This window comes from Nostoc sp. C057, from assembly GCF_013393925.1.
Classification (GTDB): domain Bacteria; phylum Cyanobacteriota; class Cyanobacteriia; order Cyanobacteriales; family Nostocaceae; genus Nostoc; species Nostoc muscorum_A.
In genome coordinates, this window is sequence record NZ_CP040281.1 from 3,256,779 (window position 1) to 3,281,864 (window position 25,086).

Annotated in this window: 18 protein-coding genes and 2 pseudogenes; 11 read left to right on the forward strand and 9 right to left on the reverse strand. The window is 41.4% G+C overall.

The window, feature by feature from the left end:
* Nucleotides 1-325 precede the first annotated feature (325 nt).
* A pseudogene (locus FD724_RS14135) lies at nt 326-1,053 on the forward strand (ISAs1 family transposase).
* A gap of 217 nt (nt 1,054-1,270) precedes the next feature.
* On the opposite strand, the gene FD724_RS14140 reads toward FD724_RS14135, so the two are convergent.
* The 3 genes from FD724_RS14140 to FD724_RS14150 form a co-directional block, all read right to left on the reverse strand.
* A complete protein-coding gene (locus FD724_RS14140) occupies nt 1,271-1,894 on the reverse strand; it encodes an HD family hydrolase (protein WP_179075512.1) in 624 nt (207 codons plus the stop codon).
* Between the two features lie 570 nt (nt 1,895-2,464).
* Complete coding sequence (gene purH / locus FD724_RS14145; RefSeq protein WP_179073054.1) at nt 2,465-3,985, reverse strand: bifunctional phosphoribosylaminoimidazolecarboxamide formyltransferase/IMP cyclohydrolase; 1,521 nt, start codon at nt 3,983-3,985, stop codon at nt 2,465-2,467.
* Nucleotides 3,986-4,660: 675 nt separating this feature from the next.
* Nucleotides 4,661-4,927 carry a hypothetical protein gene (locus FD724_RS14150; RefSeq protein WP_179073055.1) on the reverse strand — a complete coding sequence of 89 codons (267 nt, stop codon included), beginning with the start codon at nt 4,925-4,927 and terminating at the stop codon, nt 4,661-4,663.
* 346 nt (nt 4,928-5,273) lie between these two features.
* Between FD724_RS14150 and rpaB the strand changes: the two genes are divergently transcribed.
* The 5 genes and pseudogenes from rpaB to FD724_RS14175 all read left to right on the forward strand — a co-directional run bounded on the left by rpaB (nt 5,274) and on the right by FD724_RS14175 (nt 10,922).
* Nucleotides 5,274-5,999, forward strand: coding sequence for a response regulator transcription factor RpaB (gene rpaB / locus FD724_RS14155; protein ID WP_012412533.1), 726 nt, complete (start codon nt 5,274-5,276; stop codon nt 5,997-5,999).
* Nucleotides 6,000-6,072: 73 nt separating this feature from the next.
* A pseudogene (locus FD724_RS14160) lies at nt 6,073-6,289 on the forward strand (IS630 family transposase); the annotation flags it as partial.
* A 540-nt stretch (nt 6,290-6,829) separates the two neighbouring features.
* A complete protein-coding gene (locus FD724_RS14165; protein WP_179073057.1) occupies nt 6,830-7,750 on the forward strand; it encodes a bestrophin family protein in 921 nt (306 codons plus the stop codon).
* Nucleotides 7,751-7,871: 121 nt separating this feature from the next.
* Complete coding sequence (locus FD724_RS14170) at nt 7,872-8,708, forward strand: alpha/beta fold hydrolase (protein ID WP_179075513.1); 837 nt, start codon at nt 7,872-7,874, stop codon at nt 8,706-8,708.
* Between the two features lie 327 nt (nt 8,709-9,035).
* Nucleotides 9,036-10,922 carry a serine/threonine-protein kinase gene (locus FD724_RS14175; RefSeq protein ID WP_179073058.1) on the forward strand — a complete coding sequence of 629 codons (1,887 nt, stop codon included), beginning with the start codon at nt 9,036-9,038 and terminating at the stop codon, nt 10,920-10,922.
* A 73-nt stretch (nt 10,923-10,995) separates the two neighbouring features.
* Here FD724_RS14175 and FD724_RS14180 read toward each other — a convergent pair whose 3' ends face one another.
* From FD724_RS14180 to FD724_RS14200, 5 genes are all read right to left on the reverse strand, one after another.
* Nucleotides 10,996-11,784 carry an ABC-2 family transporter protein gene (locus FD724_RS14180; protein ID WP_179073059.1) on the reverse strand — a complete coding sequence of 263 codons (789 nt, stop codon included), beginning with the start codon at nt 11,782-11,784 and terminating at the stop codon, nt 10,996-10,998.
* Between the two features lie 47 nt (nt 11,785-11,831).
* Nucleotides 11,832-12,812 carry an ATP-binding cassette domain-containing protein gene (locus FD724_RS14185; protein ID WP_179073060.1) on the reverse strand — a complete coding sequence of 327 codons (981 nt, stop codon included), beginning with the start codon at nt 12,810-12,812 and terminating at the stop codon, nt 11,832-11,834.
* A 482-nt stretch (nt 12,813-13,294) separates the two neighbouring features.
* Nucleotides 13,295-14,941, reverse strand: coding sequence for an AarF/ABC1/UbiB kinase family protein (locus tag FD724_RS14190; RefSeq protein WP_179073061.1), 1,647 nt, complete (start codon nt 14,939-14,941; stop codon nt 13,295-13,297).
* 30 nt (nt 14,942-14,971) lie between these two features.
* Nucleotides 14,972-15,259: a membrane protein insertion efficiency factor YidD gene (yidD, locus tag FD724_RS14195; protein WP_179073062.1), complete on the reverse strand. Its 288-nt coding sequence runs from the start codon at nt 15,257-15,259 to the stop codon at nt 14,972-14,974.
* 82 nt (nt 15,260-15,341) lie between these two features.
* On the reverse strand, nt 15,342-16,406 hold the full coding sequence (locus FD724_RS14200) for a mannose-1-phosphate guanylyltransferase (protein WP_179073063.1): 1,065 nt from the start codon (nt 16,404-16,406) through the stop codon (nt 15,342-15,344).
* Nucleotides 16,407-16,521: 115 nt separating this feature from the next.
* Here FD724_RS14200 and FD724_RS14205 point away from each other — a divergent pair, with 115 nt between their 5' ends.
* Nucleotides 16,522-18,042: an LCP family protein gene (locus FD724_RS14205; protein WP_179073064.1), complete on the forward strand. Its 1,521-nt coding sequence runs from the start codon at nt 16,522-16,524 to the stop codon at nt 18,040-18,042.
* Nucleotides 18,043-18,127: 85 nt separating this feature from the next.
* A complete protein-coding gene (locus FD724_RS14210; RefSeq protein WP_179073065.1) occupies nt 18,128-18,634 on the forward strand; it encodes a pentapeptide repeat-containing protein in 507 nt (168 codons plus the stop codon).
* A 73-nt stretch (nt 18,635-18,707) separates the two neighbouring features.
* On the opposite strand, the gene FD724_RS14215 is transcribed toward FD724_RS14210, so the two are convergent.
* Nucleotides 18,708-21,725 (reverse strand): GAF domain-containing protein, encoded by a 3,018-nt coding sequence (locus FD724_RS14215; RefSeq protein WP_179073066.1) that lies wholly within the window; start codon nt 21,723-21,725, stop codon nt 18,708-18,710.
* 388 nt (nt 21,726-22,113) lie between these two features.
* Here FD724_RS14215 and murJ point away from each other — a divergent pair, with 388 nt between their 5' ends.
* From murJ to FD724_RS14230, 3 genes are all read left to right on the forward strand, one after another.
* Nucleotides 22,114-23,718: a murein biosynthesis integral membrane protein MurJ gene (gene murJ, locus FD724_RS14220; RefSeq protein ID WP_179073067.1), complete on the forward strand. Its 1,605-nt coding sequence runs from the start codon at nt 22,114-22,116 to the stop codon at nt 23,716-23,718.
* 356 nt (nt 23,719-24,074) lie between these two features.
* Complete coding sequence (locus FD724_RS14225) at nt 24,075-24,587, forward strand: hypothetical protein (RefSeq protein ID WP_179073068.1); 513 nt, start codon at nt 24,075-24,077, stop codon at nt 24,585-24,587.
* A gap of 219 nt (nt 24,588-24,806) precedes the next feature.
* Nucleotides 24,807-25,082, forward strand: coding sequence for a hypothetical protein (locus tag FD724_RS14230; protein ID WP_179073069.1), 276 nt, complete (start codon nt 24,807-24,809; stop codon nt 25,080-25,082).
* The last annotated feature ends 4 nt before the right edge of the window (nt 25,083-25,086 follow it).

Genomic DNA, 25,086 nt, shown 5'->3' on the forward strand with positions numbered 1-25,086 from the left:
GCCCCGTTTTTTTTAGAGTTTGTGAGAAATCTCGGTTGTGAGTTCACCTCCGTAACCCAAAATCTATAGATGAAATGGTTGAAGAAACGATTTTAGAACCCATACACTTAGGCTTAGGAAAAAGCTAACAATTCTCAGCGCGAAAATCTTGAGTAATTAGGGCAGCATCCAGGGCAAACGCATCTAAATATAGTACATAGATACTAAAAAGGATAAAGGCAGCGATGCCTACGGCGGGCTTCGCCTACGCATGTGGTATGAAGAATAAGCAATGGGGCATTGATGATAAAGTCATTGTAAAAGTAACAATATTGACCCAGTTTGCGTGAAACTCAAGCCCAAAATTACAATTGCTGACCACTTTGCACAGATGTCAGATCCACGAATAGATCGCACGAAGCGACACAAGTTAATTGATATTTTGACTATTGCCATTTGTGCGGTGATATGTGGGGCGGACAGTTGGGTGGCGATTGAACTGTATGGCTGTACGCAGATTATGTAATCACATTAAAAAAGAACCAAGGTAATCTTTATGACTCAGTTGAAAAACTATTTAAAACAGGGATAAGCACGAGTTTTGAAGGAATTGAGCATAGCACATATAAAACAGAAGAAACAGGGCATGGTCGTCATGAAATTCGCAATTACGTAATGTTAACTGGAATTAGGTCACAACTTGATCCAGATTTAGTCTGGTCAAAATTTAGCAGTGTTGGGATGGTAGAATCCGTCCGTTCATTAAATGGTGAAACAACGGTTGAAATTCATTATTTTATCAGTAGCCTCGAGTCAAATGCTAGACAGTTCGGTAATTCTATTCGCAGTCATTGGGGAATTGAGAATTCATTACATTGGGTATTAGATGTCGCCTTGAGGGAAGATGACTGTCGGATTAGGAAAGATAATGCTCCACAGAATTTTGCAATTCTCAGACATATTGCAGTCAATCTTTTAAATCAAGAGAAGCGTATTAAACGTGGAATTAAAAATAAACAGTTTCTCGCTGCGATGGATAACAATTATTTAGCAAGAGTTTTAGCATTAGCTTAAACTCATATATCAAAAGTGGAATTTGAATTTTTAGGAGAAGTGTCTCTTCTTTGCTGATAAACATAGTTTTATAGACTCGAATTTTGAGCTATTTTAGTAATAATAAATAGCAATTCAGCTTCAGATAAGCTAATTCATGATTTTCTGAAATGCATCATTTGCTTTATTTATCATTTTACAATTATCTATATCATTTTGAAATTCCTCTTAGTTTTTATTAGTAAATAAGGTGCGTTTTCCCTAGGGCAGCATCATCTTTAAGATATCCTGCTGTCACACAATCATCAATCAATTGAAGGACAAAGGGCCACAGTTTTGGCGTACCTGTTTCTACTAGTGCAACCCGTTTCATCACCTGATTGCGGCTAATGCCATGAATACGCCAAGTCCCGCCCTGAGTTTGCTGATTATGCAGCAAAGGCTGTATACGGTCTAAGGCTGCGGCAAATTTGGCGGTGGGTGTTTCTCCTGCTTCAAACTCATCCCAGAGTAAACGCAACTCACTATCTTGGTCTGCTGGCAAAAGTCCGAATAAACGCAATGCTGCTTGTGCTTCTCTTACTGCTTTGCTGTCGTTACCCTGCACATCGTAACAAAAGGTGTCACCTGCATCAATTTCTACCAAATCGTGGATTAGCAGCATTTTGATGGCATGGAATATATCAACACCGTCTGGGGCATAATCTACTAAGGCGATCGCCATTACAGCTAAATGCCAAGAGTGTTCTGCACTATTTTCTCGGCGTGACCCATCCATAAGTAGGGTTTGCCGCATTACCTGCTTCAATCGATCAATTTCGATGATGAATTGAATTTGTTCAGTCAGCCGATTGATTTGCACCTGAATTTCTGATTGGGTGTGAGGTTTACTGGATTTTAGACTGTAGCTGATTATAATTCCAGAGGATCTGCAAGTGCTGGTTTTTACATACCAATTAAAAAACGCCTGGGAGTGTTGCCGTGTTTCCACCCCAGGCGCTCTTTATTTTTAACTTGCTCCTCACACAGCTAAATACTATCACTGGTTCAATGAAAAGGCGATTAAAGTCAGTGACACTTTTAAAACTGTACCAACAATCCAATTTTTATATACAAATTAAAAAATGCCCGGGAGTGTTGCCGTGTTTCCACCCCAGGCATTTTTTATTCTCAACTTGCTCCTCACACACAAATAAACCATATCACTACTTCTATTTAATGGCAAGTATATTGAGTGACATTTTTAAAACTGCACAAGCAATCCAATTTCTGACCAATTAAAAAGCGCTTGGGAGTGTTGCCGTGTTTCCACCCCAAACGCTTTTTATTTTTAACTTGCTCCTCACACACAAGTAAAAGATATCACGAATTCAATTATAAAGAAAGTATATTGTATGACACTTTCTCAACTGCACACCTGGTAAGCAATAATTTAGTGTAAAAAGTGACGTACACCAGTTAAAACCATCAGCAAACCCAGTTCGTTAGCAGCTTTGATTGAATCTTTATCGCGCAGACTTCCCCCTGGTTGAACAATGGCTGTAATTCCTGCGGCTGCGGCTGTTCTCACAGAATCATCGAAGGGGAAGAATCCATCGCTGGCGAGTATTGCACCTTTGGCTTTTTCTCCAGCTTGTTCTAGGGCAATTTTAACTGATCCGACGCGGTTCATTTGACCACCACCTACTCCTATTGTAGTGTGATCGCTAGTTATAACAATGGCATTAGATTTCACGTGTTTGCAAACTTTCCAAGCAAACAGTAATTCGGCTAATTCGCTGTCAGTGGCTTGACGTTCAGTGACTACTTGCCATTGGCTAGTATCAGCAATTACATCATCGCTAGCTTGAACGAGGAAACCACCTGCGATCGCTTTCACTGTATCCTTAGGGCCTCTGCTCAAATCAGCTAGAGTCAAAACCCGCACGTTAGATTTCTTTGCCAAGATTTCTTGGGCTTCCGCATCACAACTTGGTGCAACCACACATTCTAGAAATGTTTTAGTTAACTCGCTAGCCGTAGCCGCATCAATTGAACGGTTAAGTGCGACAATCCCACCAAAAGCAGAAGTAGAATCAGCATTAAAAGCTTTTTGATACGCTTCGAAAATAGTACTTCCCAATGCCGTACCACAGGGATTTGTATGTTTGATAATCGTTGCGGCTGGAGTATCTGTGAATTCAGCAATAATTCGGCGTGCGGCTTCTAAATCAACTAAGTTATTGTAACTAAGTTCTTTGCCTTGGAGTTTTGTCGCAGATGTCCATCCCGTTGGGGTAGTCCCAGTTTGATACCAGGTGGCGGGTTGATGGGGATTCTCACCGTAACGCAGAGATTGCAATTGTGTGCCGCTAAGGGTGTATTGTTGTGCATCTGCGAGATAAGATGCGATCGCTTGATCGTAACTAGCAGTATGCGAAAATCCTTTTAATGCTGCCTTTTGCCGAAACTCTAGGGATGCTACGCCGTTATTTTGGCGCAATTCCTCTAAATACTCGTCATACTGTGCCGGGTCGCATAATACAGCGAGATGGGCGAAGTTTTTCGATGATGCCCGCAGCATAGCAGGGCCACCGATATCAATTTGTTCAACAGCTTCTAATAATGTTACCCCTGGTTTAGCGATCGTTTCCTCAAAGGGATATAGATTCACCACCACTAAATCAATCGGGCGAATTTGGTTATTTTCTAAATCTGTAATATCTTGGGGAACATCTCGCCGTGCCAAAATTCCGCCATGAATCCGGGGATGTAGCGTTTTGACTCGACCACCTAAAATTTCTGGAGAACCTGTGTAATCTGCAACTTTGGTGACAGGGAGTCCTGCATCTTTGAGTGCTTGGGCTGTTCCCCCACTGCTGATTAAATCAAAGTCAAATTCTTCAACCAAGCTACGGGCTAGGTCAATTATACCAGTTTTGTTAGATACACTCAGCAGGGCTAGACGCGCCATTGATCAATTCCTTAAAAGTAGGCTAGAAGCGAAGGATCTCAAGTTTTGCATAAGCCTTGGTTCACTTCAAGACCATGAGGAATAATATTGACTCGTGTAATTTATATGGTTACATTCCTCAGAGTCAGCACTGTCGAAAATGCTGGAAATAAGGAATAAGTAGGCTTAGTCTCTAATATTTGCGATCGCCTAAACTAAAAGTAAGCATCTTTTACCCACATAACTATGGCTATCCTACGAATCTAGCCCCCACAGAAGCATTCATCGATTACGCGTGTATAAGCGGTTAGAAGGAAGTTGTAACGCTAGAGTGAGCTGTCACATCCAATAGTATTGAAAGTCGGGAGACGTATGCAATCCTTTATTTGGAATAGAACAAGTATAGGTATCTCGCCCGTCTTTTAACGGGCAAGATGCCCAAGCCATAATCTGTCTCAAAACAGTATTGAATGGATATTGTAAATAATTGCTAGTTTTGAGTCGGGCGATCCCACCAGAAATACAGTTAACTTGACTAAAAGATGGTTGAAAATTGTAAAACAATAAACCACCTATAGATCCAATCAATCCAAGTCAAAATCAAAGATAAATTCGGAATTACCTTAAAGTCTTGAGGTTGACAAATTACCGATACATTAAAAGCTTTATAGCAGTTTCAACAAGCACAGTTGACAGTTATCCAAAATTACAAAAATCATCTACGCGGATATCCCGCCAAATATCAGAAATTTGCCAGCCAGAATTGCCAACAGATTGGACTATGGGATTATCGCGCAATGGAATGTAGTCAGGTTCTCTCGGCTCTGGAATCGCTACTGGTTGCTCATCAACCACAGGGGGTGAAAAATTGACGGTATCAGCTTGAAGATTTTGGTCTTCAGCGTCTTGGATTTCCATCATTTTCTTCAGGGTCAGCGTTTCAGATTTTTTGATGATCTTCATATTTATTAATTAAAAGTTTTCATTCACTGAATATCAAAGCCATTAGCTGAAAAGTCAGATGACAACAGAGTTGTAAAAAGTCGTGGGTGAAATGAGTGTTAATAATTGCACGGAATAAACAAGATACACTAAATCTATGGAAAATACGAGTCCCCTGCTGAGGAATTTCTTAATCGAGTACAAATCTCTATTTGGGTACAGATGCCTTAGCATAATTTTGCACAAATGCTTTGAGGAATTTACACTACTGCTTTAGAGTAAGTCCAAGGCCGTTTTGTGTTTTAGACTCAATCAAGCCTGATAATAGAGGGTTAAGAGTTCTCGCTGTAAAGGAGCATTGAGAAACTTGTCAGGTCATAAAGGAAAAATCCTGGTAGTAGACGACGAAGCGAGCATACGTCGGATTTTAGAGACGCGTCTTTCCATGATTGGCTATGATGTCGTCACAGCTAGCGATGGTGAAGAAGCTTTGTCAACTTTTCGTGTATCCACTCCTGACTTAATAGTTTTGGATGTGATGATGCCAAAGCTCGATGGCTACGGTGTATGCCAAGAATTACGGAAAGAATCAGATGTACCAATTATTATGCTTACAGCCTTGGGAAACGTAGCCGATAGGATTACTGGGCTAGAATTAGGTGCTGATGACTACATGACAAAGCCTTTCTCTCCCAAGGAGTTAGAAGCTCGGATTGCCTGCATACTAAGGCGATGCTTCCACAAAACTAGTGTCAATACCACTCCTAATTCCACGATAATTCGTGTGGGCAATCTCAAAATTGATACAAATAAGCGGCAAGTCTATAAAAATGAGCAACGCATTCGCCTGACAGGTGTGGAATTTAGCTTGCTAGAGTTATTGGTAAACAATTCTGGAAAAGTTTTTTCCCGATTAGAAATGTTGCAGCTATTGTGGGGTTGCGTACCAGGACTTCATTTAGACACCCGTGTAGTAGATGTGCATATCTCCCGATTGCGGACAAAGGTAGAAGATGACCCCAACTTACCAGAGTTGATTATCACAGCAAGAGGTAGTGGTTATTTTTTCCCACGAATTATTGAATCACAGTAGTAGTCTGTCAATAAATAATTGAGTGATACACGGACAGGGTAATCTATAGATACCCTTTTTCAATTTAGATGTGATGCCGAAGAAAAAATACATAGTATCTCTAACATCTGAAGAGAAAGCATACTTAGAAAGATTGGTCACAACAGGTAAGAATTTTGCGTATAAAATAAATCATGCGCGTGTATTACTGCTGGCAGATACTAACCATGAAGAAGGGGGTTGGATAGATCAGGCGATCGCTTCGGTTTTAAATTATTAGTGTCTCAACAATTGAACGAGTCAGACAGCGACCTCATTGCTACTATGTAGAAGATAGAGACGTGAATACCAGTATCAATATTCTGAAACGTGGATTAACTACGGTGTGCCCCACCGGAAGCTACGCTTGGGGAGATTTGCCCTCTTGGGCGGTTGGCGCAAGCCTGCCCTCTAACGGCGAGTCAGGGAACCAAGAATCCCCGTCTCAATAGAAGCGGGGAGTGTCAAATAATGGTCGCTTAATCGCTGACAAAAACTCTTTACATTAGTCCTAATGATAAATATTTAACCGGACTCGATATTGTATAACAGAAGCTAGAATACAATCATTACAGCGCTTCCGGCTATTATGCAATATAGTTTTCTCCTTGCCCATCTCCTATCATTGCTTTCAGCTTTTAGGATGTACCTCATAGCTGCTAGAAGTGCTGTATCGCCAGCAGATCATGTTCTTTATCAAGATAACTTTTTAAAGTATCCTATTTGCCAATTTTGCTATTTATATAGTTATTATTTTTAAAGTATCGATATTTAATCTATCGATTTGCTAAATATTATCTTAGGGTGACTGCATGACAGCCGAAAAAATTACATGGCTACGTACAACATTGCAATTTAAAGGTTCGGTCATGAAAGCAATCTACAAACATATTTTATTCTGCGGAGCTTTCGGATTTTTGATTTCTCTTCTTTACCATTTTGAACTGCCTGTATCCCAACCGATTTTAGGAAGTGTTATTCCTAGTATTGTTTTAGGTTTATTACTGGTATTTCGCACCAATACTGCTTATGAGCGATTTTGGGAAGGGAGAAAATGCTGGGGTTCTTTAGTAAATAACATCCGAAATCTGGCCCGGCAAATTTGGGTATCTATTGACGAAATAGCTCCAGAAGATAAAGACAATAAAATTACAGCATTAAATTTATTGGTAGCTTTTGCTGTGACAACTAAATTACATTTGCGAGGAGAAGCAGTCAATAGCGAGTTAGAAGATTTAATGCCATCTACTAAGTATAGAAAATTGAAGATTATGAATAATCCCCCCATAGAAGTTGCATTTTGGATAGGAGATTATTTACAAGAGCAGTATCACCGCAATTGCCTTAATAGCTACCAGTTAACATCTATGCAAGAATTATTGAATAATCTTGTAGATAATTTAGGTGCTTGTGAACGGATTTTAAAAACACCTATGCCATTAGCTTACGCCATTCATCTTAAGCAATTATTGTTACTATATTGTTTCCTGCTACCATTTCAAATAGTGGAAAGTCTGGGTTGGTGGACAGGTTTAATTGCGGCTTTAGTTGGTTTTACAGTATTTGGGATTGAAGCAATCGGCTTGGAGATAGAAAACCCCTTTGGTTATGATCCTAACGACTTACCTCTAGATGCGATTTGTGCCACAATGAAACGCAATATAGACGATTTAACTACTCTGACTCCAAATACGCGATCGCATCCAGGAAAATTGACTTATGAAAAAAGTTGAGATTGGGAATAACTTACAAGCCTTGGTTATAGCTGTCAAGTCTCATCTCTCCCTACCCTCCATCATGTTTCGCAGTACTATATAAACGCGAAACTATCTCTTCATTGGTGGATGTGCAATGATGCCTGTACGTCAAACTTTATCAAAGCCTGATATCCAACTTTCTTACTTAGAGTGGAACCAAGGTCAAGAACCCTTGCTGCTGTTACATGGTTTAGGCGACCATGCTTTAGTGTGGTCTAGCTTAGGAGATGACTTAGCAGCAGACTACCACATAGTCGCACCAGATATGCGCGGACATGGCGAAAGTACTAAGCCTGAGAGAGATTATACTTTTGAAAGTGCGATCGCAGACCTCGAAGCACTTATGGATCATCTAGGATGGACATCTGCCCAGATTGTAAGTCATTCGTGGACAGGTAAATTAGCCGCTATCTGGGCAAGGCAAAACCCAAAGCGTTTGCGGAGTATAATTCTCGTCGATCCCATTTTCATCTGGAAAATGCCCAGCCTTCTCAGGCTAACTTTTCCGATGTTGTATCGCTTCTTACCTTTTCTCAAAAGCATGGGCCCCTTTGCCAGTCATGAAGAAGCCGAACAACAAGCACGGCAGTTAAAGCAATATCAAGGATGGAGTTCCTTGCAGCAGCAAGTTTTCCAAGCAGGAATAGAAGAAAAACCCGATGGTAATTGGGGTAGCAAATTTACTATCGCCGCCCGCGACGGGATTTTTGAAGCAGTTATGCAAGTGCCTGGTTTTACAATCCCCCTTGATATCCAAGCGCTCTTTGTCCAACCAGAACAAGGACTTAATCGCCAAGATTGGCAAATCCAGCCCTACAAAACCTATCTCAAAAAACTACGCATCTGCCAAGTTCCTGGCAATCACTGGCCGTTTTTGACACAACCAGAGGCATTTAACCAAACTGTTGCAGCTTTTTTGGCAGAACACAGATAGAAAATATCATTATTATTAGACGGGATTATCATCCGGCAACAGAAGAATGAATAGGAAGGATGTTTAGCGATAAGCGGCTACGCATCTGCGCTCCCCTTAAATCAGTTATTAGTTATCAGTCATCAGCGTTTAGTGATTATTGATAACTAATTAGGACTTACACCAAACTACAATGCTGTAGGGGTAATATCCTGCGGGTAATCCGTTGGAAAACTCGTAGATTAGCCGCTTTGCGTCTACATGAATTGCCCCTAGCTGAAAATAAGGGTTTTGGCTATTGTTTGCGTAAGTCCTGCTGATAACTGTTAAAGTACGGATAAGCCACTCATGAGCCTTTGTATCAATCCCGTTTGCCCTACACCAAATCATCCAAATAATGAACAAAACCGCTTTTGTCAAAGTTGTGGTTCCCATTTGGAATTGCTAGGACGTTATCGGGTGACGTGCCTGTTGAGTGACAAAACAGGGTTTAGTAAAGTTTATGAAGCATACGAACAAGATACTCCTAAAATCCTCAAAATACTCAAAGAGGATTTATCAGGTAACGCCAGAGCAGTAGAACTATTTCAGCAAGAAGTAACTGTGCTGGAACAACTCAACCATCCCGGCATTCCTAAAGAAGATAGTTACTTCCAGTATCAAACCCGACATGGTTTAGTGTTGCATTGCATTGCAATGGAAAAAATCGACGGGTACAACTTAGTACAGTGGCTAGAGCAGCAGCAGAATCGCCCCATTTCCGAAGACCAAGCTGTAGCTTGGCTAAAACAATTAGTGGAAATTTTGGATTTAGTGCATCGTAAACAATACCTGCATCGAGATATTAAGCCATCTAATATCATGATTAGATCCCCCCTTGAGAAGGATTGGGGGGACTTGGTACTGATTGATTTTGGCACAGCCACTGAAATTGACAGAACCGACCCAGACCAACTTAGCAATGGTGACGGGATGACAGCACTTATGTCATCTGGCTACAGCGCTCCAGAACAAATGAATGGTCAAGCAGTACCGCAATCAGATTTCTTTGCTTTGGGGCGCACTTTTATATTTTTGCTAACGGGACACCATCCCCTAGATATGTATGATGTCCAGCAAAATGTATTGCACTGGCAAAATCACGCCATCGATATCTCACCCTTACTATTAAATTTAATTGATTGGCTCACAGCAGCAGATATAAAAAAGCGTCCTGCTAATGCCCAAGAAATTTTGCAGCGCCTAGAACACATTGAAGAAAGCAAAAAGTTCTGCTCAGATGAGGATTCACCCCCACCTGTTGCGCCAGGTTCCCCCAGAGTAGAGGAGCCGCTTGCAGAAGTGGAGGATTCAGAGCCAATCTCGCTGTTGTCGGAGCAGGAACCAGAAAATAGTATTCCTCCTGCCTCTGTTGTTGAAACGCAGCTAACAGAAACTACTCCTGAAAATATTAATTTAGTAATTGATTTGAACACAGAAGAGTTGTCCCCGCCAATTCCTAAAACTTTATCATCCCCACAGAAAGAGCCAGAAGAAGTACCACTACTGAAATTTTTTGCAAGTTTGCTAGTGATATTAGGATTACTTAGTATAGTGGCTTTAGCAATGCGAAACTCAAAATTTCTTGTGAATTCAAATTCTGGGCAATCTCCCGAAAAGAGAGGTAATATTGATTATTTTTCTTATCAAGAAGGTAGAGATAGCCAGGGGAGGAGAGCCGATTTTAATATAGCTGTTTTATCACTAGAATATAAATGGCTTTTAGGTAGCAATTTTCAAATTAAATATAATGATGAAATTATTAGTATAGACCTTTTAAAGTTGAACTTAGAACAAGAAGGGATACAAAAGATAATGGATGAACCCAGGGAAATTATCTCTGTAGGTACAGTTGCTTGTAAGGGTAATATAGCAGTTCAACAGCGAATGGCTCTAGAACGTTCTAAACAAATTCAATTTTTAGTCAAAAAATTATTTATTAATACACTAAGTGTCAAAGGTTATAGAATATTAAATTTAGGACAATTTCAACGGAGTAATTGTCAGGCAAATCAGGATTTAACTACATATCAGAGAAGTATTATAATTATTGGTGTGAAAAATAAATCCGCAGGTGTAATTCTCGATGAAGCACTACGGGATAGGTTAGAAAATAAACCTTTTGCTGATTTTAAATTAGAAGATTATTCCTTGGGGACGGCAGAAAAGTTTAGGACGATACCAAGTAATTTATAAAATATAGCAAAGTATATCAGTGTATAGGTTTGGTCAATCATAATATATCGCCACTTTAGTAATTATGAATCGTTTATGCTCCCATCCCAGAATACCTCTTCAAACCCGCACGCCAAAGGAAGCGATTCAGTCCCAAAAACACTAATATCCAACCAAACATTGACCAAAATCCTCGCCCTATATCCACAGGTAGCCCTACCAAAAGACTCGCAGGAAAATCAATCAAATACGGAAAAGGCGTAAACATTACGATTGTCCGCACAGGCTCTGGAAAAACCTCTAAAGGTGCTATCAAACCAGATAAAAATAGATAAAATAACAACCAAAAATTTTCTAAAGCACTAGCCCGTTCTGTCCAAAAAGCGAACATGGCAAAGGTGTACTGAATTGTAAACCGCAAAGTAAAAGCTAGCACCACCGCCAATGTAAACAGCAAAAATCTACTCAAACTTGGTACCCAAAAAGCTTGGGGATAAAGAATAAAAAATAATGCCACTAATAAAAAAGCAAACGATAGCCTAGCAAATCTTTCAGAAATATGCCCTGCAACATGATGCCATACTGGGTCGAGTGGTTGTAGTAACTTGGGCGAAAGCTTGCCTTCCACGACCTCTTTTTCAAAGTCCCAAATTACCCAAACAACTGTTAATTGTCTAACGATGAAAACCGTGATAAAGTAACGGGCAAAATCTACAGGTGATAGCCCAAACTGCCCGCCTTGTGCTGCCTGTATCCAGATACCCATGAGGATAATCGGCAAAGACCCAGCCAAAACCCATAAAACTAGTTCTGCTCGATACTCAACCATATAGGCGTAGTATACTGACAGCAAAGTTAGGGCTTTTCTAATCATCTTTTTCATTGACAGTGCATTCTCCCCTCGGCAACTCTATATTCTGGCAGCGATCGCTACACAACACCTGCCTGAAAAACTCGTCCAATTACTTCTTCTACAGGCGGTTCAGTAACAGTTAAATCAATTACCTCCAAATCCGTCAAAATCTTAGATACCGTGCGGGTAAGCGCCTCTCTAGATACCATAAAATGCACCGATCGCCCTTCTAAGAGTTGCACATCCCCGTATGTCATAAGTTTTTCCATTGGTAGAGGTTGGGCTAATTCTATATGGACTTCTCGGTAAGGAGCAAAACGTTCTAGTAGTCCATCTAAACTACCGTCATACATCAGGCTTCCTTGGTGAATCAACAGCACTCGTTGACACAAAGCTGTAATATCAGCCATGTAGTGACTCGTCAACAGCACTGTAGCCTGATAACGCTGATTGTAGTCGTGCAAAAAATCGCGTACCGCCACCTGAGCATTTACATCTAGTCCCAAAGTCGGTTCATCTAGGAACAATACATGGGGACGATGCAAAAGTGCTGCTAGCAATTCTGCCTTCATCCGCTCACCCAAAGATAGCTTCCGTACCGGTTGGGTCAGTTTGCCTTCTAGGGAAAGCATCTCTGTTAATTCTCCTACCCGCCTTTGAAACTCTTTATCAGAGATGTTGTATACAGCAGCATTAATTCTCAAAGAATCCAGCGCTGGTAAGTCCCAAATTAGCTGCTGCTTTTGCCCCATCACCAAGGTAATTTTTTGCAAAAATGCTTCTTTACGCTGAAACGGAATTTGTCCAGCTACTGTGACTTTACCGCTAGAGGGATGAATCAGCCCCGTGAGCATTTTTAGTGTGGTGGTTTTTCCAGCACCATTTGGCCCCAAAAAACCCACTACCTCACCAGGGGCGATTTCAAAGGAAACATCCTGCACTGCTTTTATTGAGCGGTAGGTGCGGCGGAAAAGATGGGTGATTGTTCCTTTAATACCTGGGCTTTTAACTGCGACTGGATAAGATTTACTCAGATTTTTAGCAACGATGATTGACATATTTTTTATATTAGAACCACGGATGTATACAGACACACGTAAATCATCGGTGTTTAACTAAACAGAATTCAAGAGTCAGGAGTCAGAATGGACTAAACCCTAGCTATCCGCTAACAGAATTGAATTTTGACCAATAAAGTGGATAGCGAGTGAGAGTTTTTTTGATTCTGACTTCTGGATTCTTCTACTGTGGTTCCAAATAGGAAAGTAGGGATTTTCGGCAGTGACATATCATGATTGACTGTGATGAAGAAAGGGAAAGGGGAAAAGGGGAAAGGGGAAAGGGAACCCCATACTTAAAAGCAGGGGTTTCAAATATAGACACTGCTAAGTTATCGCACTACGTGCCTTAAAAATCTTGTTTTTTTATTCTCCATATTTAAAAATAGGGGCTTCATACCTTTTATTAGTGTATTGCCCTTTCCCCCTTTCCCCTTCCCCTTTTCCCCTTCTTGGTGGGCATTATGCACAACACATAGACTTTACCGCAAACGTCCCGATCGCAATGTACTGATAATTAACCACAAACCCAATAAGCTAGCAACGGCAAACAGGGTGGTGCTTAAAAAAGATAGCTGGCTTGTCTGCGCTCTGGTGGAAATAATTGCTGCACCCATAATCAGCGAACCCACTAGTATGCTAAAAGATAGTCGGTTAGCAGCATCGTCCATAGTGCGCCGCACGCCATCTAAACCCCGCAGCGAGAGATTCCACTGTAAGGTTTCTGAGGTAACTCGGTCTAATAGCAGTTCTATTTGGCGAGGAGATTGGAGAGAGAGACTTTTAATATCTAAGGCTGTCCGTAATAGCGATCGCACTGGATTATCGCCCAATAATTGCCGACGAAACAAGTCTGTAATTAATGGTTTAACTTCATCGAAAAAATTAAGCTCTGGGTTGAATGTCCGCGCTACACCCTCTAAATTTGCTAGGGTTTTGGCATACAAACCCATATTGCTAGGTAATCTAATTTTATTGTTACGCGCAACTTGTAAAACTTCATAAATTATCTGACTGAAGTTGATTTGCGTTAAACTGACATTGTGATACTTTCGCAACATGCGATCGTAATCATTTTCTAACCGCGACAAAATAACTGGTTGAGCAGAATCTGATAGCTGCAAAGTTAACTGAGCGCACCTTTGAGCATCTAAATCAACGATCGCTAATAACATCTCTGTTAATATTTGCTGTGTGCGGGGATCAAGCCTTCCCACCATGCCACAGTCTAAGAGAGCAACCCGCCCATCTGTGAGATAAAACAAGTTTCCTGGATGGGGATCGGCGTGAAAAAAGCCATCAATATATAGTTGCTGAAAAAATACCCGAAATAACAAAGTAGTTATTTCTTTACGCTCTACGGCAGGGTCTTTACCATTATTGTTATTGTTTAAATCTGCCGACAAGAATGGTACTCCATCTAACCATTCCATCACCAGTAATTTTTCTGTAGTCAATTCCCAGTTAATCTCTGCAACCACTATTTGCGTGGGATCAAACCAGCGACTTTTAGATAAGTTGCGCCGCAGTTGGTCTGTAAAACCCGCTTCCCGTGTAAAATCTAACTCGGCTTCTAGGGCTTTGGTGAATTCTTCAGCGATGGATTTGATTTCGTAGGTTTGCCCAAATTCAGTCCGCGCCACTAAATCGGCAATACCTTGAATTAAAGCAATATCTTGGGCAATAGTCAGATCAATTCCCGGACGTTGTACTTTCAAAGCAACTTCTCGACCATCTGCTAATGTAGCGCGATGTGTCTGGGCAATTGATCCCGCCGCTACGGGGATCGGGTTAACTATCTTGAAGGTTTCTGCTAGTGGACGTTTTAATTCTTTGCGAAGGATTATTTCTATTTCTGACCAAGGAACTGGTGGTACTTCGTCTTGTAAGGTTGATAGTTCCTCAATGTAGGAGGCGCTGAGTAAATCTGGACGGGTAGAAAGTAGCTGTCCAAGTTTAACGTAAACTGGCCCCAAGTCTACCAGGATATTTTTTAAAACCGCAGGTGTAGGTAACTGTGGTTCATCAGCTTTGCCACCAGTGAGTAACCTTCGCATATAGTCCCAACCATTGCGAAGGAATACTTCAAGAATTTCTCGTTGACGGGGAACAGTTTGGGTGAGGAACATTTTTGTAAATAACTGCAAAGACGCAGGGAGTTAAAGAGGTAAACAACAGGGGATGACAATACAACGGAAGTTGGCTTTAGCTTTTAAAGTTTTGCTAGCTGCGCCACAGTCTTGGAATCTTTTTATGGATGATTGTACGGCTTCGTGAAATTTCTGTTCACTCAGCATTCGTTTGACGTAATTAGAGCAGGAATCCCCACCGTGTAATAAGCGATGGGAACAACTAAATCCTTTGGAAGGAGAAATATATTTTTGATAGGCTGTAATAGACTCGATTGCCATTGTCTTGGCGAGAGGCTCAAAGCTAATAATGTTCATAACTGTCAGATAAAATAACAGACAGTCAAGTTATAATAGGAAAACAGACTTTTTAGCCTCTGCCAAGGGTTCTAACTTTCTTTTACAGCAGGTCAGTAAATCGAGAATCGCTTTGGAGAATTTTAAGGATCTGCTTAATTTCCTGGGTACGTTCTTTTTTAACAACGAGGGTGACATTGCGATCGCGCACAATCACCACGTCCTCTAAACCAATTGTAACAACTACATCCTCTGGATTTGAGGCATAAATAATCGCCCCCTGCGTATCTAGCCCTACGTGGGTAGCGAGTTCTACATTGGGATTCTCTTCTGTTTTGAGTAACCGCTCGATCGCATTCCAATCTCCTAAATCATCCCAACCAAAATCAACTGGCAAAACGTATGCTAAAGTTGTCTTTTCCATTAGGGCATAGTCTATACTCTTCTTAGGCAACTGGGGATAGATATCAGGACCCTGTTGTTCTAAAGGTTCGATAATTTCTGGAGCATGGGTATGTAGTTCCTTGAGAACAACCCCTGCCCGAAAAACGAACATTCCACTATTCCAGCTAAAACGTCCTGTAGATAAAAAAGTCTCTGCCGTTTCGCGGTTGGGCTTTTCAGTAAAGCGGTTGACGTGATAAGCTGGCAACTCATTAAAGCTACCTATCTTTTCACCTTGTTCGATGTAGCCGTAACCGGTTGATGGAAAAGTAGGCTTGATCCCCAGTGTAACGATCGCTGCTGTGCTTGCTGCCAGTTGCGTAGCCGCGCTTAATGTGTGTGCAAACGCTTCTTCGTTAGCAATCCAGTGGTCAGCAGGGAAAAAGCCAATAACAGCGTCTTCTCCATAGCGCTGTTTGATTTCTAAACTTGTCCAAGCAACGGCTGCGGCTGTGTCTCTGCCTTCCGACTCAATCAGTAAGTTTTCAACTGGTAGATCAGGTAATTGTTGTCGTACCCCTTCAGCTATCTGACTAGAAGTTACGACCCACAAGGAATCCCACCCGCCACCTAGTTTTATCAATCGATCGGCGGTTGCTTGTAATAAACTTCTAGAGCTACCATCAAGACTTAAAAATTGCTTGGGTCGGTCTTGGCGACTCAGGGGCCAAAAACGTTCACCTTTACCACCAGCAAGGATTACGGGGAACAATAAAGTATTCATGTTGTCATACACGCCTACCGAAGAACATTATAAGTTTACAGTGAGCCTTTCCACTGGCAATATCTGTAGCTTGGATTAACATACTTTTAGGGAGTGGTTGAGTGGGGAGATAATTGTGATAAAACAAGTCGAATGGTCGGAAAATCCGGTTACATCTCAGCAAGTAATAGAATTTGAAACTGAGGTGCGATCGCAGCAAATTCAACGCACGGAAAATCAGGTAACGACTGCACCAGTAGCCGACTCAGAGGAGGAGGATGTCGAACTAAACCAGCCAGCCAATCCGAATCGTAGCGTCGTCGAATCTGTGGGCGCGATTCCCAATCAGCTTTACGAGAGACTGGGCTTAACCATGCCTCGTTGGTTGTTGTGGATCATGACGGTTGTCATCGGCATCATCTTATCTGGGCTGCTAGTCTCGACGTTAGCGCTGTGGACTCCTTTGTGGAGCAATCTCGATCGAACAGATGAAGATTTAGGAACCAATATTAAAGACGAGTTAAAAATACCGCTACCAGGGGAGTTGTGGAGCAAACTTTCCCAGTATCAGCTTTCACGACCCATGAATATCTTAATTATGGGGATTGAACCAGTTAACGGTACTGTTGATGGTTCACCAGAAAGCTTTGCTGGCAAAAGCGACTCCATGCTGTTAGTACGGCTTAACCCTGGTGAAAAATCTGTAAGGGTGCTTTCCATTCCCAAAGATACAATGATTGCCATCCCCGAAAAGGGAGAAAAGGGATTAACCAAGGTATCTGATGCCAATGCTAAAGGCGGCCCAGTCTTGGCAGCACGGGTAGTTAGCCGTACCTTAAACAACGCCCCAATCGATCGCTACATCCGTATTTCTACTAGTGGCTTACGGCAGTTAGTCGATCAGTTAGGTGGGGTAGAGGTCTTTGTTCCCGAATCAATGACATATAAAGACTCCAGCAGTCGCCTGTCGATTAATTTAGTCAGTGGCTGGCAAACCCTCAACGGCGAACAAGCAGAACAGTTTGTGCGGTTCCGCGAACCAGGTTTGGGAGATTTGCCAAGAGTGCAACGTCAGCAAGCACTAACAGCAGCATTGCTGCAACGCTTAAATAGTCCTACCATCTTACCGAGGTTGCCTCAATTAACTCGCTTAATGCGAAAATACTTTGATACCAACCTGAAGATGGAAGAAATGATGGCGTTGGTCAACTTTGGCCTCAATCTAGATCGAGATAATTTCCAAATGACGGTGCTGCCTGGTACATTTAGCCGCTTTAGCAAAGATCCTGATAGCTATTGGCTAAATATGACTGGACAACAGAGCCTGTTGAATGATTATGTTGGGGTAAATGTACCTGGTCTAAAGCCAGATATGCGTCAGGTTCCTAACCTCAAAATTGCTATTCAAAATGCCTCCAATCAACCTCAGCTAACTGAAAAAGTTATTGCTTATCTGAAACAGAAAGGCTTTACTAATATTTACAAAGTACCTGATTGGCCAGATACCCAACGTCAAACTCAGATTATTGTCCAAAAAGGCAATCGGCGAGTTGGTGTTGATTTGCAAAAAGTCTTAGGCTTGGGTCAAATTGAGGTGTCAGCGATTGGTGATTTAGAATCTGACCTCACAATTCGGATTGGTAAAGATTGGAAATAGTCATTGGTCATTAGTCATTAGTCATTAGTCATTAGTTAAATGACAAAGGACTAATGACAAAGGACAAAGGACAAATAATAAAGTTATGAAAAAGATTTTACTACGCTTTTTGGGTTGGATTGTAATTTTGATACTAGCATTTTGCTGGATAATACTTAATCCCAAACCGGCTTTTGCTCAACTCAACACAATTAACTACAACAATATAAATTTAGAAAATCGTGACTTTTCTAATGCTGATTTGGCAGGTGTGACTTTTGTAGCAGCAGAAATGCGGGGGACAAATTTCCAAGGAGCGAATTTAACCAACGCAATTCTCACTAAAGGAGTTTTGTTAAAAGCAAATTTGGAAGGCGCGAACTTGAGCGGCGCTTTAGTCGATCGCGTCACTATGGATGGTGCTAACCTAAAAAATGCCATTTTTACAGAAGCAACTTTGACCCGCAGCCGTTTTTTCGATGCCGAAATTACAGGTGCTGATTTTACCGACGCTTTGATTGACCGTTATCAAGTGTCGCTAATGTGTGAAAGAGCTGATGGGGTAAATCCGGTTACGGGTATGTCAACGCGAGATAGTTTGGGTTGTAAGTAAAGAATCTCAGCGTTGAGCATAAAAAAAAGATATTTTACCGATTGACTGAAGAATTGTCAAAAACCAGTCGCCTCTAATTACTGCTAGGAATTTCAATCAAAAACTCTGTTCCTTCTCCCGGCTTAGAAGAACATTTAATTTGACCATGATGTTTTTCAACTACTATTTGATAGCTGATAGACAATCCTAACCCAGTACCTTTACCTGGTGCTTTAGTAGTGAAGAAGGGATCAAATATATGCGATCGCACTTCTTCTGGAATTCCCAGACCATTATCAGCTATTCTAATTACAATCTGGTTATTAATGGTTTGCGTACTAATCCAGATAGTCAAAGGTATTATCGGACACTTTTGAGATAGCTTCAAATACCTTTGCTGTATAGCTTTAAACTTTTCCTCTAATGCATCAATACTGTTACTCAACAGATTCATAAACACTTGATTTAATTGTGAGGGATAGCATTCGAGCAAAGGTAAAGTAGCATATTCTTTAACAATCTCAATAGCTGGGCGTTCATTATTGTTTTTGAGCCGATGCCCTAAAATCAGCAAAGTACTATCTAATCCCTCATGAATATCTACTGCCTTCAATTCAGCTTCATCTGTACGAGAGAAGTTTCGCAGTGATAGTACAATATCATGAATTCGCTCTGTTCCGATTTTCATTGAATCAAGAGTTTTGGGTAAATCTTCGATGATAAAATCCAAATCATTCTTGTCAATTTTTTCTTGAACAGTTGGCGGTAGAGAGGAGTTTTGACGATAAATTTTCACTGTATTCAGTAGTTCTTGAATATATTCATTTAAATGTATAAGATTTCCAAAAATAAAACTCACAGGATTGTTGATTTCATGAGCGACTCCCGCAAGTAGTTGTCCTAAACCTGCCATTTTTTCACCCTGAATTAACCTAGTCTGAGTTTGTTTTAATTCTTGCAGGGCTTGAGTCAGTTCTGAGGTTTGACGTTTGGTTTGTTCGAGTAATTCCGCTTGCTGAATTGCAATTCCAAATTGCACAGCTACTTGAGCTAGTAAATTTATTTCTTCCTCTTTCCAATAGCGCGGTTGCGAATTTTGATAAGCAACCAATAATCCCCATAATTTTTCGCCTTGTCGAATGGGAACAAAAGTTTCGTTGCGCGGCAGTTCATTATCATCGTCTGTACCCTCAAAGGTTTTTAGAATCATTGGTTGGGCTTGTGCAACAGGTTTCCAACCATCTTTAAAGGAATCTGCCACAAATTTACCGCTCCAATCTGCGTTGAAGCGGTAGATTGCAACTCGCTCGACTTCGAGCAATTCTCGCACTGCTTGAGTAGTGGTTCTAAAAATAGTTTTAATATCAAGTGACTGGCGGATTTTATCAATGGTTGCAGCCAGCAATTCTTGTCTTTCCATTGCTTTCTCGCGTTCAGTGGCTTCTGCTAACTGGACAACCTGCATTTGAACTTGCTTTAAATAAGAATCCTGTTTTAATGCGACTCCCAATTGCTCGGCTATTTGACTGGCAAATTCAATTTCAGAGGATTGCCAGTAACGAGAAGCGGTGCATTGATGAATACACAGCAATCCCCAAAGTTCACCTTTTTTCAATAGAGGTGCAACCATATTTGCCCGCACCTGAAATTTTTCTAGGATTTGGACGTAGCAACCTGGAAACTTTGCTTGATAAATATCAGCGATCGCATTTACTCGACCCTGTGTATAAAGGGGTACAAAATTTTCGCCGAAGCAATAATCATAAACTTTTTCTGCTATTACCGAGTTACACTCAGGTACAACATCCTCAGAAATAAATTCTCCTTCCCAATCTTTTTGTGGGTCAAACCGAAAGACTGCCACTCGGTCTGCTTGCAGCATTTTCCGTGCCTCGGTGACAGTTGTTTGGAAGATTGTATCTAAATCTAGGGACTCTCGAATTCGAGTAATCACACTAGTTAATGTCTTTTGTTGCTCTGCTTGGTACTGAGCGTGTTCCAGCAACTTATAGTGTCGCAGTGCCACACCAATTTGTGTGCCGATTTTGGTCAGTGATTCGACTTCATAAGATTGCCACTGTCTAGGTGAGACATTTTGGTAAGCAGCAATGACTCCCCAAAGTTTGTCTCCTTGGAGAATAGGGGCAGTTGCAAAAGCTTTTGCCTGAAATTGCTCCAACAGGGTTACATGACAGTCTGTTAATCCAGCTTGGTAAATGTCATTGACTGTAAATGTCTCGTTGTCAACATAACGTCCGCCTTGTGTCTGTTGTAAATAAGTATCAAAAATTGTTGGCTGAACGCCAACTAAGGGAGTCCATCCTTCAGCAAATGATTCAGCAACAAAGTTACCACTCCAATCGGCATTAAAGCTAAAGATGGCAACTCGGTCAGCTTGCAACAGCTTGCGTATTTCTTGAGTCGTGGTTTTAAAGATGGTTTCAATATCAAGGGGTGAGCGAATTTTATCGACAATCTGAGCAATTACTTGGTCGCGTTGAGCCGCTTGAGCCAATTTTGCAGCTTGTAATTGCACTTCGTGAAGATGCTTTGCTTGTTGAATCGCAACCGTCAGATGGTCAGCAATTTGACAAATAAATTCAATTTCCGATTCTTTCCAGTTACGAGCCTCACTGCACTGATGAATGCAAAGTAATCCCCACAGTTCTTTCTGGCGCGATAAAGGGACAACAAGATTGGCCTTGACCTGAAATTTACTCAAAATTGCGGCATGACAATCACTCAGTCCGGCATTGTAAATATCGGCTACTGCTTGGACTCGACCTTGTTGATAACTGGAAGCAAATTGTTCTCCAAAGCAATGGTCGTAAACTTTTACTTCTAACGCCGAATTCCAACCAGGCGCAACATCTTCAGAAACAAATTCTCCTTCCCAGTCTTTTTCTAGGTCAAACTGGAAGACTGCTACACGGTCAGCATTTAGCAGTAGACGCACTTCTGTAGCGGTAGTTTGAAAAATCGTTTCTAAGTCAAGAGACTCCCGAATTCGCACAATTACACTCGCCAGAGCCTTTTGTTGATCTAGTTGCTCTTGAAGTTGAGCGCTTGACAATAGAAGTTGATTTTCTGTGAAATTTGAATTGGGTTCCATTGCTCTGGATTTTGTTTATACAAGGGTTCCTAATACCAAACTTCATGAGTCCAAAATATGACAAACTGCAAATTTTTACAGTTTTCAACTATTTCCCAGAAGCTGGCTATTGTTATAGTTCCCCTTTCTCGATCTATCCTCGTAATGGGTTAAAAAATAATTTTGGCTTGTATACAACAAAAGACATGAATAATTCAAGGTTTGTAGTCAGTGGCTCTAGCCCTTACTAAGAACTAATTCGATTAATTTCGCTCTGCCCCCCGCAGGCATCGCACTTAAAATGACTATAAACTAATGACTGATTTGCCAAAATTTACCTGACAGACTGCGGAATTTCAGGTTAAATGTTTTAAACTATGCACTCTGTAAGAGTTGTCGGGTATTATTCGTGACACAACAAGACCAAAAACCCTCTCGTTCTTTCGCTGGAATTGCTGGCATTGTTGCCGCAGCCACATTAATTAGTAAAGTCTTCGGTTTAGTGCGGCAGCAAGCGATCGCTGCGGCTTTTGGTGTTGGTGCTGCTGCTACCGCCTATAGCTACGCCTATATTATTCCTGGCTTTCTATTGATCTTACTTGGTGGCGTAAATGGGCCATTACACAGTGCAGTTGTCAGCGTTTTAGCCAAACGACGGCGAGAAGAAGCGGCTCCTTTAGTGGAAACCGTGACAACACTGGTGGCTGGAGTACTGTTGCTGGTGACAGTGGCTCAAGTTTTATTTGCGGATGCGATCGTTGATCTAGTCGGTCATGGTTTGGAAGAGACAACCAGAGCGATCGCCATTCAACAACTCCGCATTATGGCACCAATGGCTTTATTTGCTGGTTTAATTGGCATCGGCTTCGGTACTCTGAATGCAGCCAATCAATATTGGTTGCTCTCAATTAGTCCCTTATTATCAAGTATTACCGTTGTTGCCGGTCTTGGTATCCTGGCGATGCAACTGGGCAAGGATATTATTAAGCCGGAGTACGCTTTAATTGGTGGAATGGTTTTAGCTTGGGGAACTTTGGCAGGAGCCATTCTCCAGTGGTTAGTGCAGCTAATTGTCCAGTGGCGGTTAGGGTTAGGTACATTACGCCTGCGGTTTGATTTTAAATCCCCAGGCGTTCAAGAAGTCATTAGAATCATGACTCCGGCAACAGTTTCCTCTGGAATGATGCCAATTAATGTTGCCACTGACCTTTATTTTGCTAGTCCTATCCCTGGTGCGGCGGCAGGATTTAACTATGCGAATCTATTAGTTCAAACTCCGTTAGGGATTATTTCTAATATCATTTTACTGCCCCTGTTACCGATATTTGCTAAACTTGCCGGCCCCGAAAATTGGCCAGATTTAAAATTACGCATTCGCCAAGGACTGTTACTTACTGCCTTCACCATGCTACCGCTAGGGGCGCTGATGGTGGCATTATCTGTACCTATTGTGCAGGTGGTATATGAACGCGGTGCTTTCAAACCAGAAGCCACAAAGCTAGTTTCATCCTTGCTAGTTGCTTATGGAATTGGGATGTTTGTCTATTTGGGACGTGATGTTTTGGTGCGGGTGTTCTACGCTTTAGGCGATGGACAGACACCATTTCGCATTAGTATTTTTAACATCTTGCTCAATATCTTATTAGATTGGTTTTTCGTTAAACCTTTTGGCGCTCCCGGTTTGGTGTTAGCAACAGTGGGTGTAAATTGTAGCTCAATGTTAATGCTGTTGTGGTTGCTCGATCGCAAACTCAATGGTTTACCTTGGCGTGAGTGGGGTTTGCCGATTTTGGGTTTGGCTGCTGGTAGCGTGGTAGCTGGGGTAGCAAGCTATGGGACATTGGTTGCTTCTCAGCAATTACTAGGTAAAACGGGTTTACTGATTCTGGTATTGCAATTGTGTGTATCTGGCTTTGTGGGGATTGCGGTGTTTACTGCGATCGCTTCCTGGATGAGAATACCAGAGGTGAATAGTTTTATATCTCGCCTACGTCAACGCTTTTTGAAAAAATAACTGTTATTTAAATAGAATTCAGGAGTCAGGAGTCAGAATAGGCTAAACCTTAGCTATCCGCTAACAGCATGAACTTGGAGTCAGAGAAAGCGGATAGCGCAACGTAAAGACAAGAGGGTGGTGGATCTGAATCTTCCACTTTCTTGTTCTGACTCCTAAATTATGACTCCTAAATTCTGAATTCTGAATTCTGACTCCTGAATTCTTCAATTAAATATTTCAGTTAGTACACCCAAGTGGGTGAGAAATAATTCAGCCATTAGGGTGAACCAGGTGTGCGAGGTTACATTTTGTAAAAAAAGAGATTCTAGTACTAGAGAACATTGATTTTACCTAACTCTAGTGAGAAGAATTCTATGAAACTTACAAAATTAGCTGCCTCTTTCCTTGCTGTTGCTTCCATTGTCCTCTCCGCAGGAATTGCTTCTGCTCAAACAGCCGGTACAAACGGTAATTATATTGGTGCTGGTGTTGCAGTTGGCGCAACCAGTGGCGGACAAGGAAACGATGAAGCACAAATTGGCGGTAATATTCAAGGACGTTACGCCGTTCCCAATGCACCTGTTTCACTGCGGGGTTCTGTGCTGTATGGCGGTGATGCTGCTGCAATTATGCCCATCGTGACTTACGATGCGGCGATCGCCAGAAACACTAACGTTTACTTCGGTGGTGGTTATTCTTTTGTAACTGACGAAGGTCAAAAAACCCCATTGGGCAATCAGAATGCACCTGTAGTCACCCTTGGTATTGAATCAGAAGTTAGCAATAATGTCATTGCTTATGGCGATACTAAATGGGGCATTGATGCCTACAGAAACAGTGATGCTGATGCTGTCAGCTTCCAAGCTGGATTAGGCTATCGCTTCTAGTGATTACGAGCTAGGAGACAGCCTATTCACAAGCTAAAGGAATGATGTTTACCAGCCGTAATAGAATTTATTCTGTCATATCTGAGCATCCATACTCAGATATGACATATTTTTAATCATTTTTATTTATGATTTTGATAACCAATTATATTGGCTATTATCAATAGTTTTTCTTAAAGTTAAATGGCCAATTTTAAATATGCATAAAAGATATTACTCATGGAAAACATTAATGCCATTCCAGAAATACTGGGTGAAACAACTGATGTAGAATCTTGGCTAATTCGCGCTGGGCTAAGATTTTCAGACTTAGGTAACGATGCCGCCAGTATTGCCATCCGTAAACAATGGCGAGAATATCAAGCCGCAGTTCAAAGATGCTGTGCAGTCCTACACCAACCACCTTCACGTGTTCAATTAAGTGGCGACTATGCCAACCTGAGAATACCTGGTGGTGCATCAACCTGTGCGATTCCTCATACCGATTCTATGTGAGGCT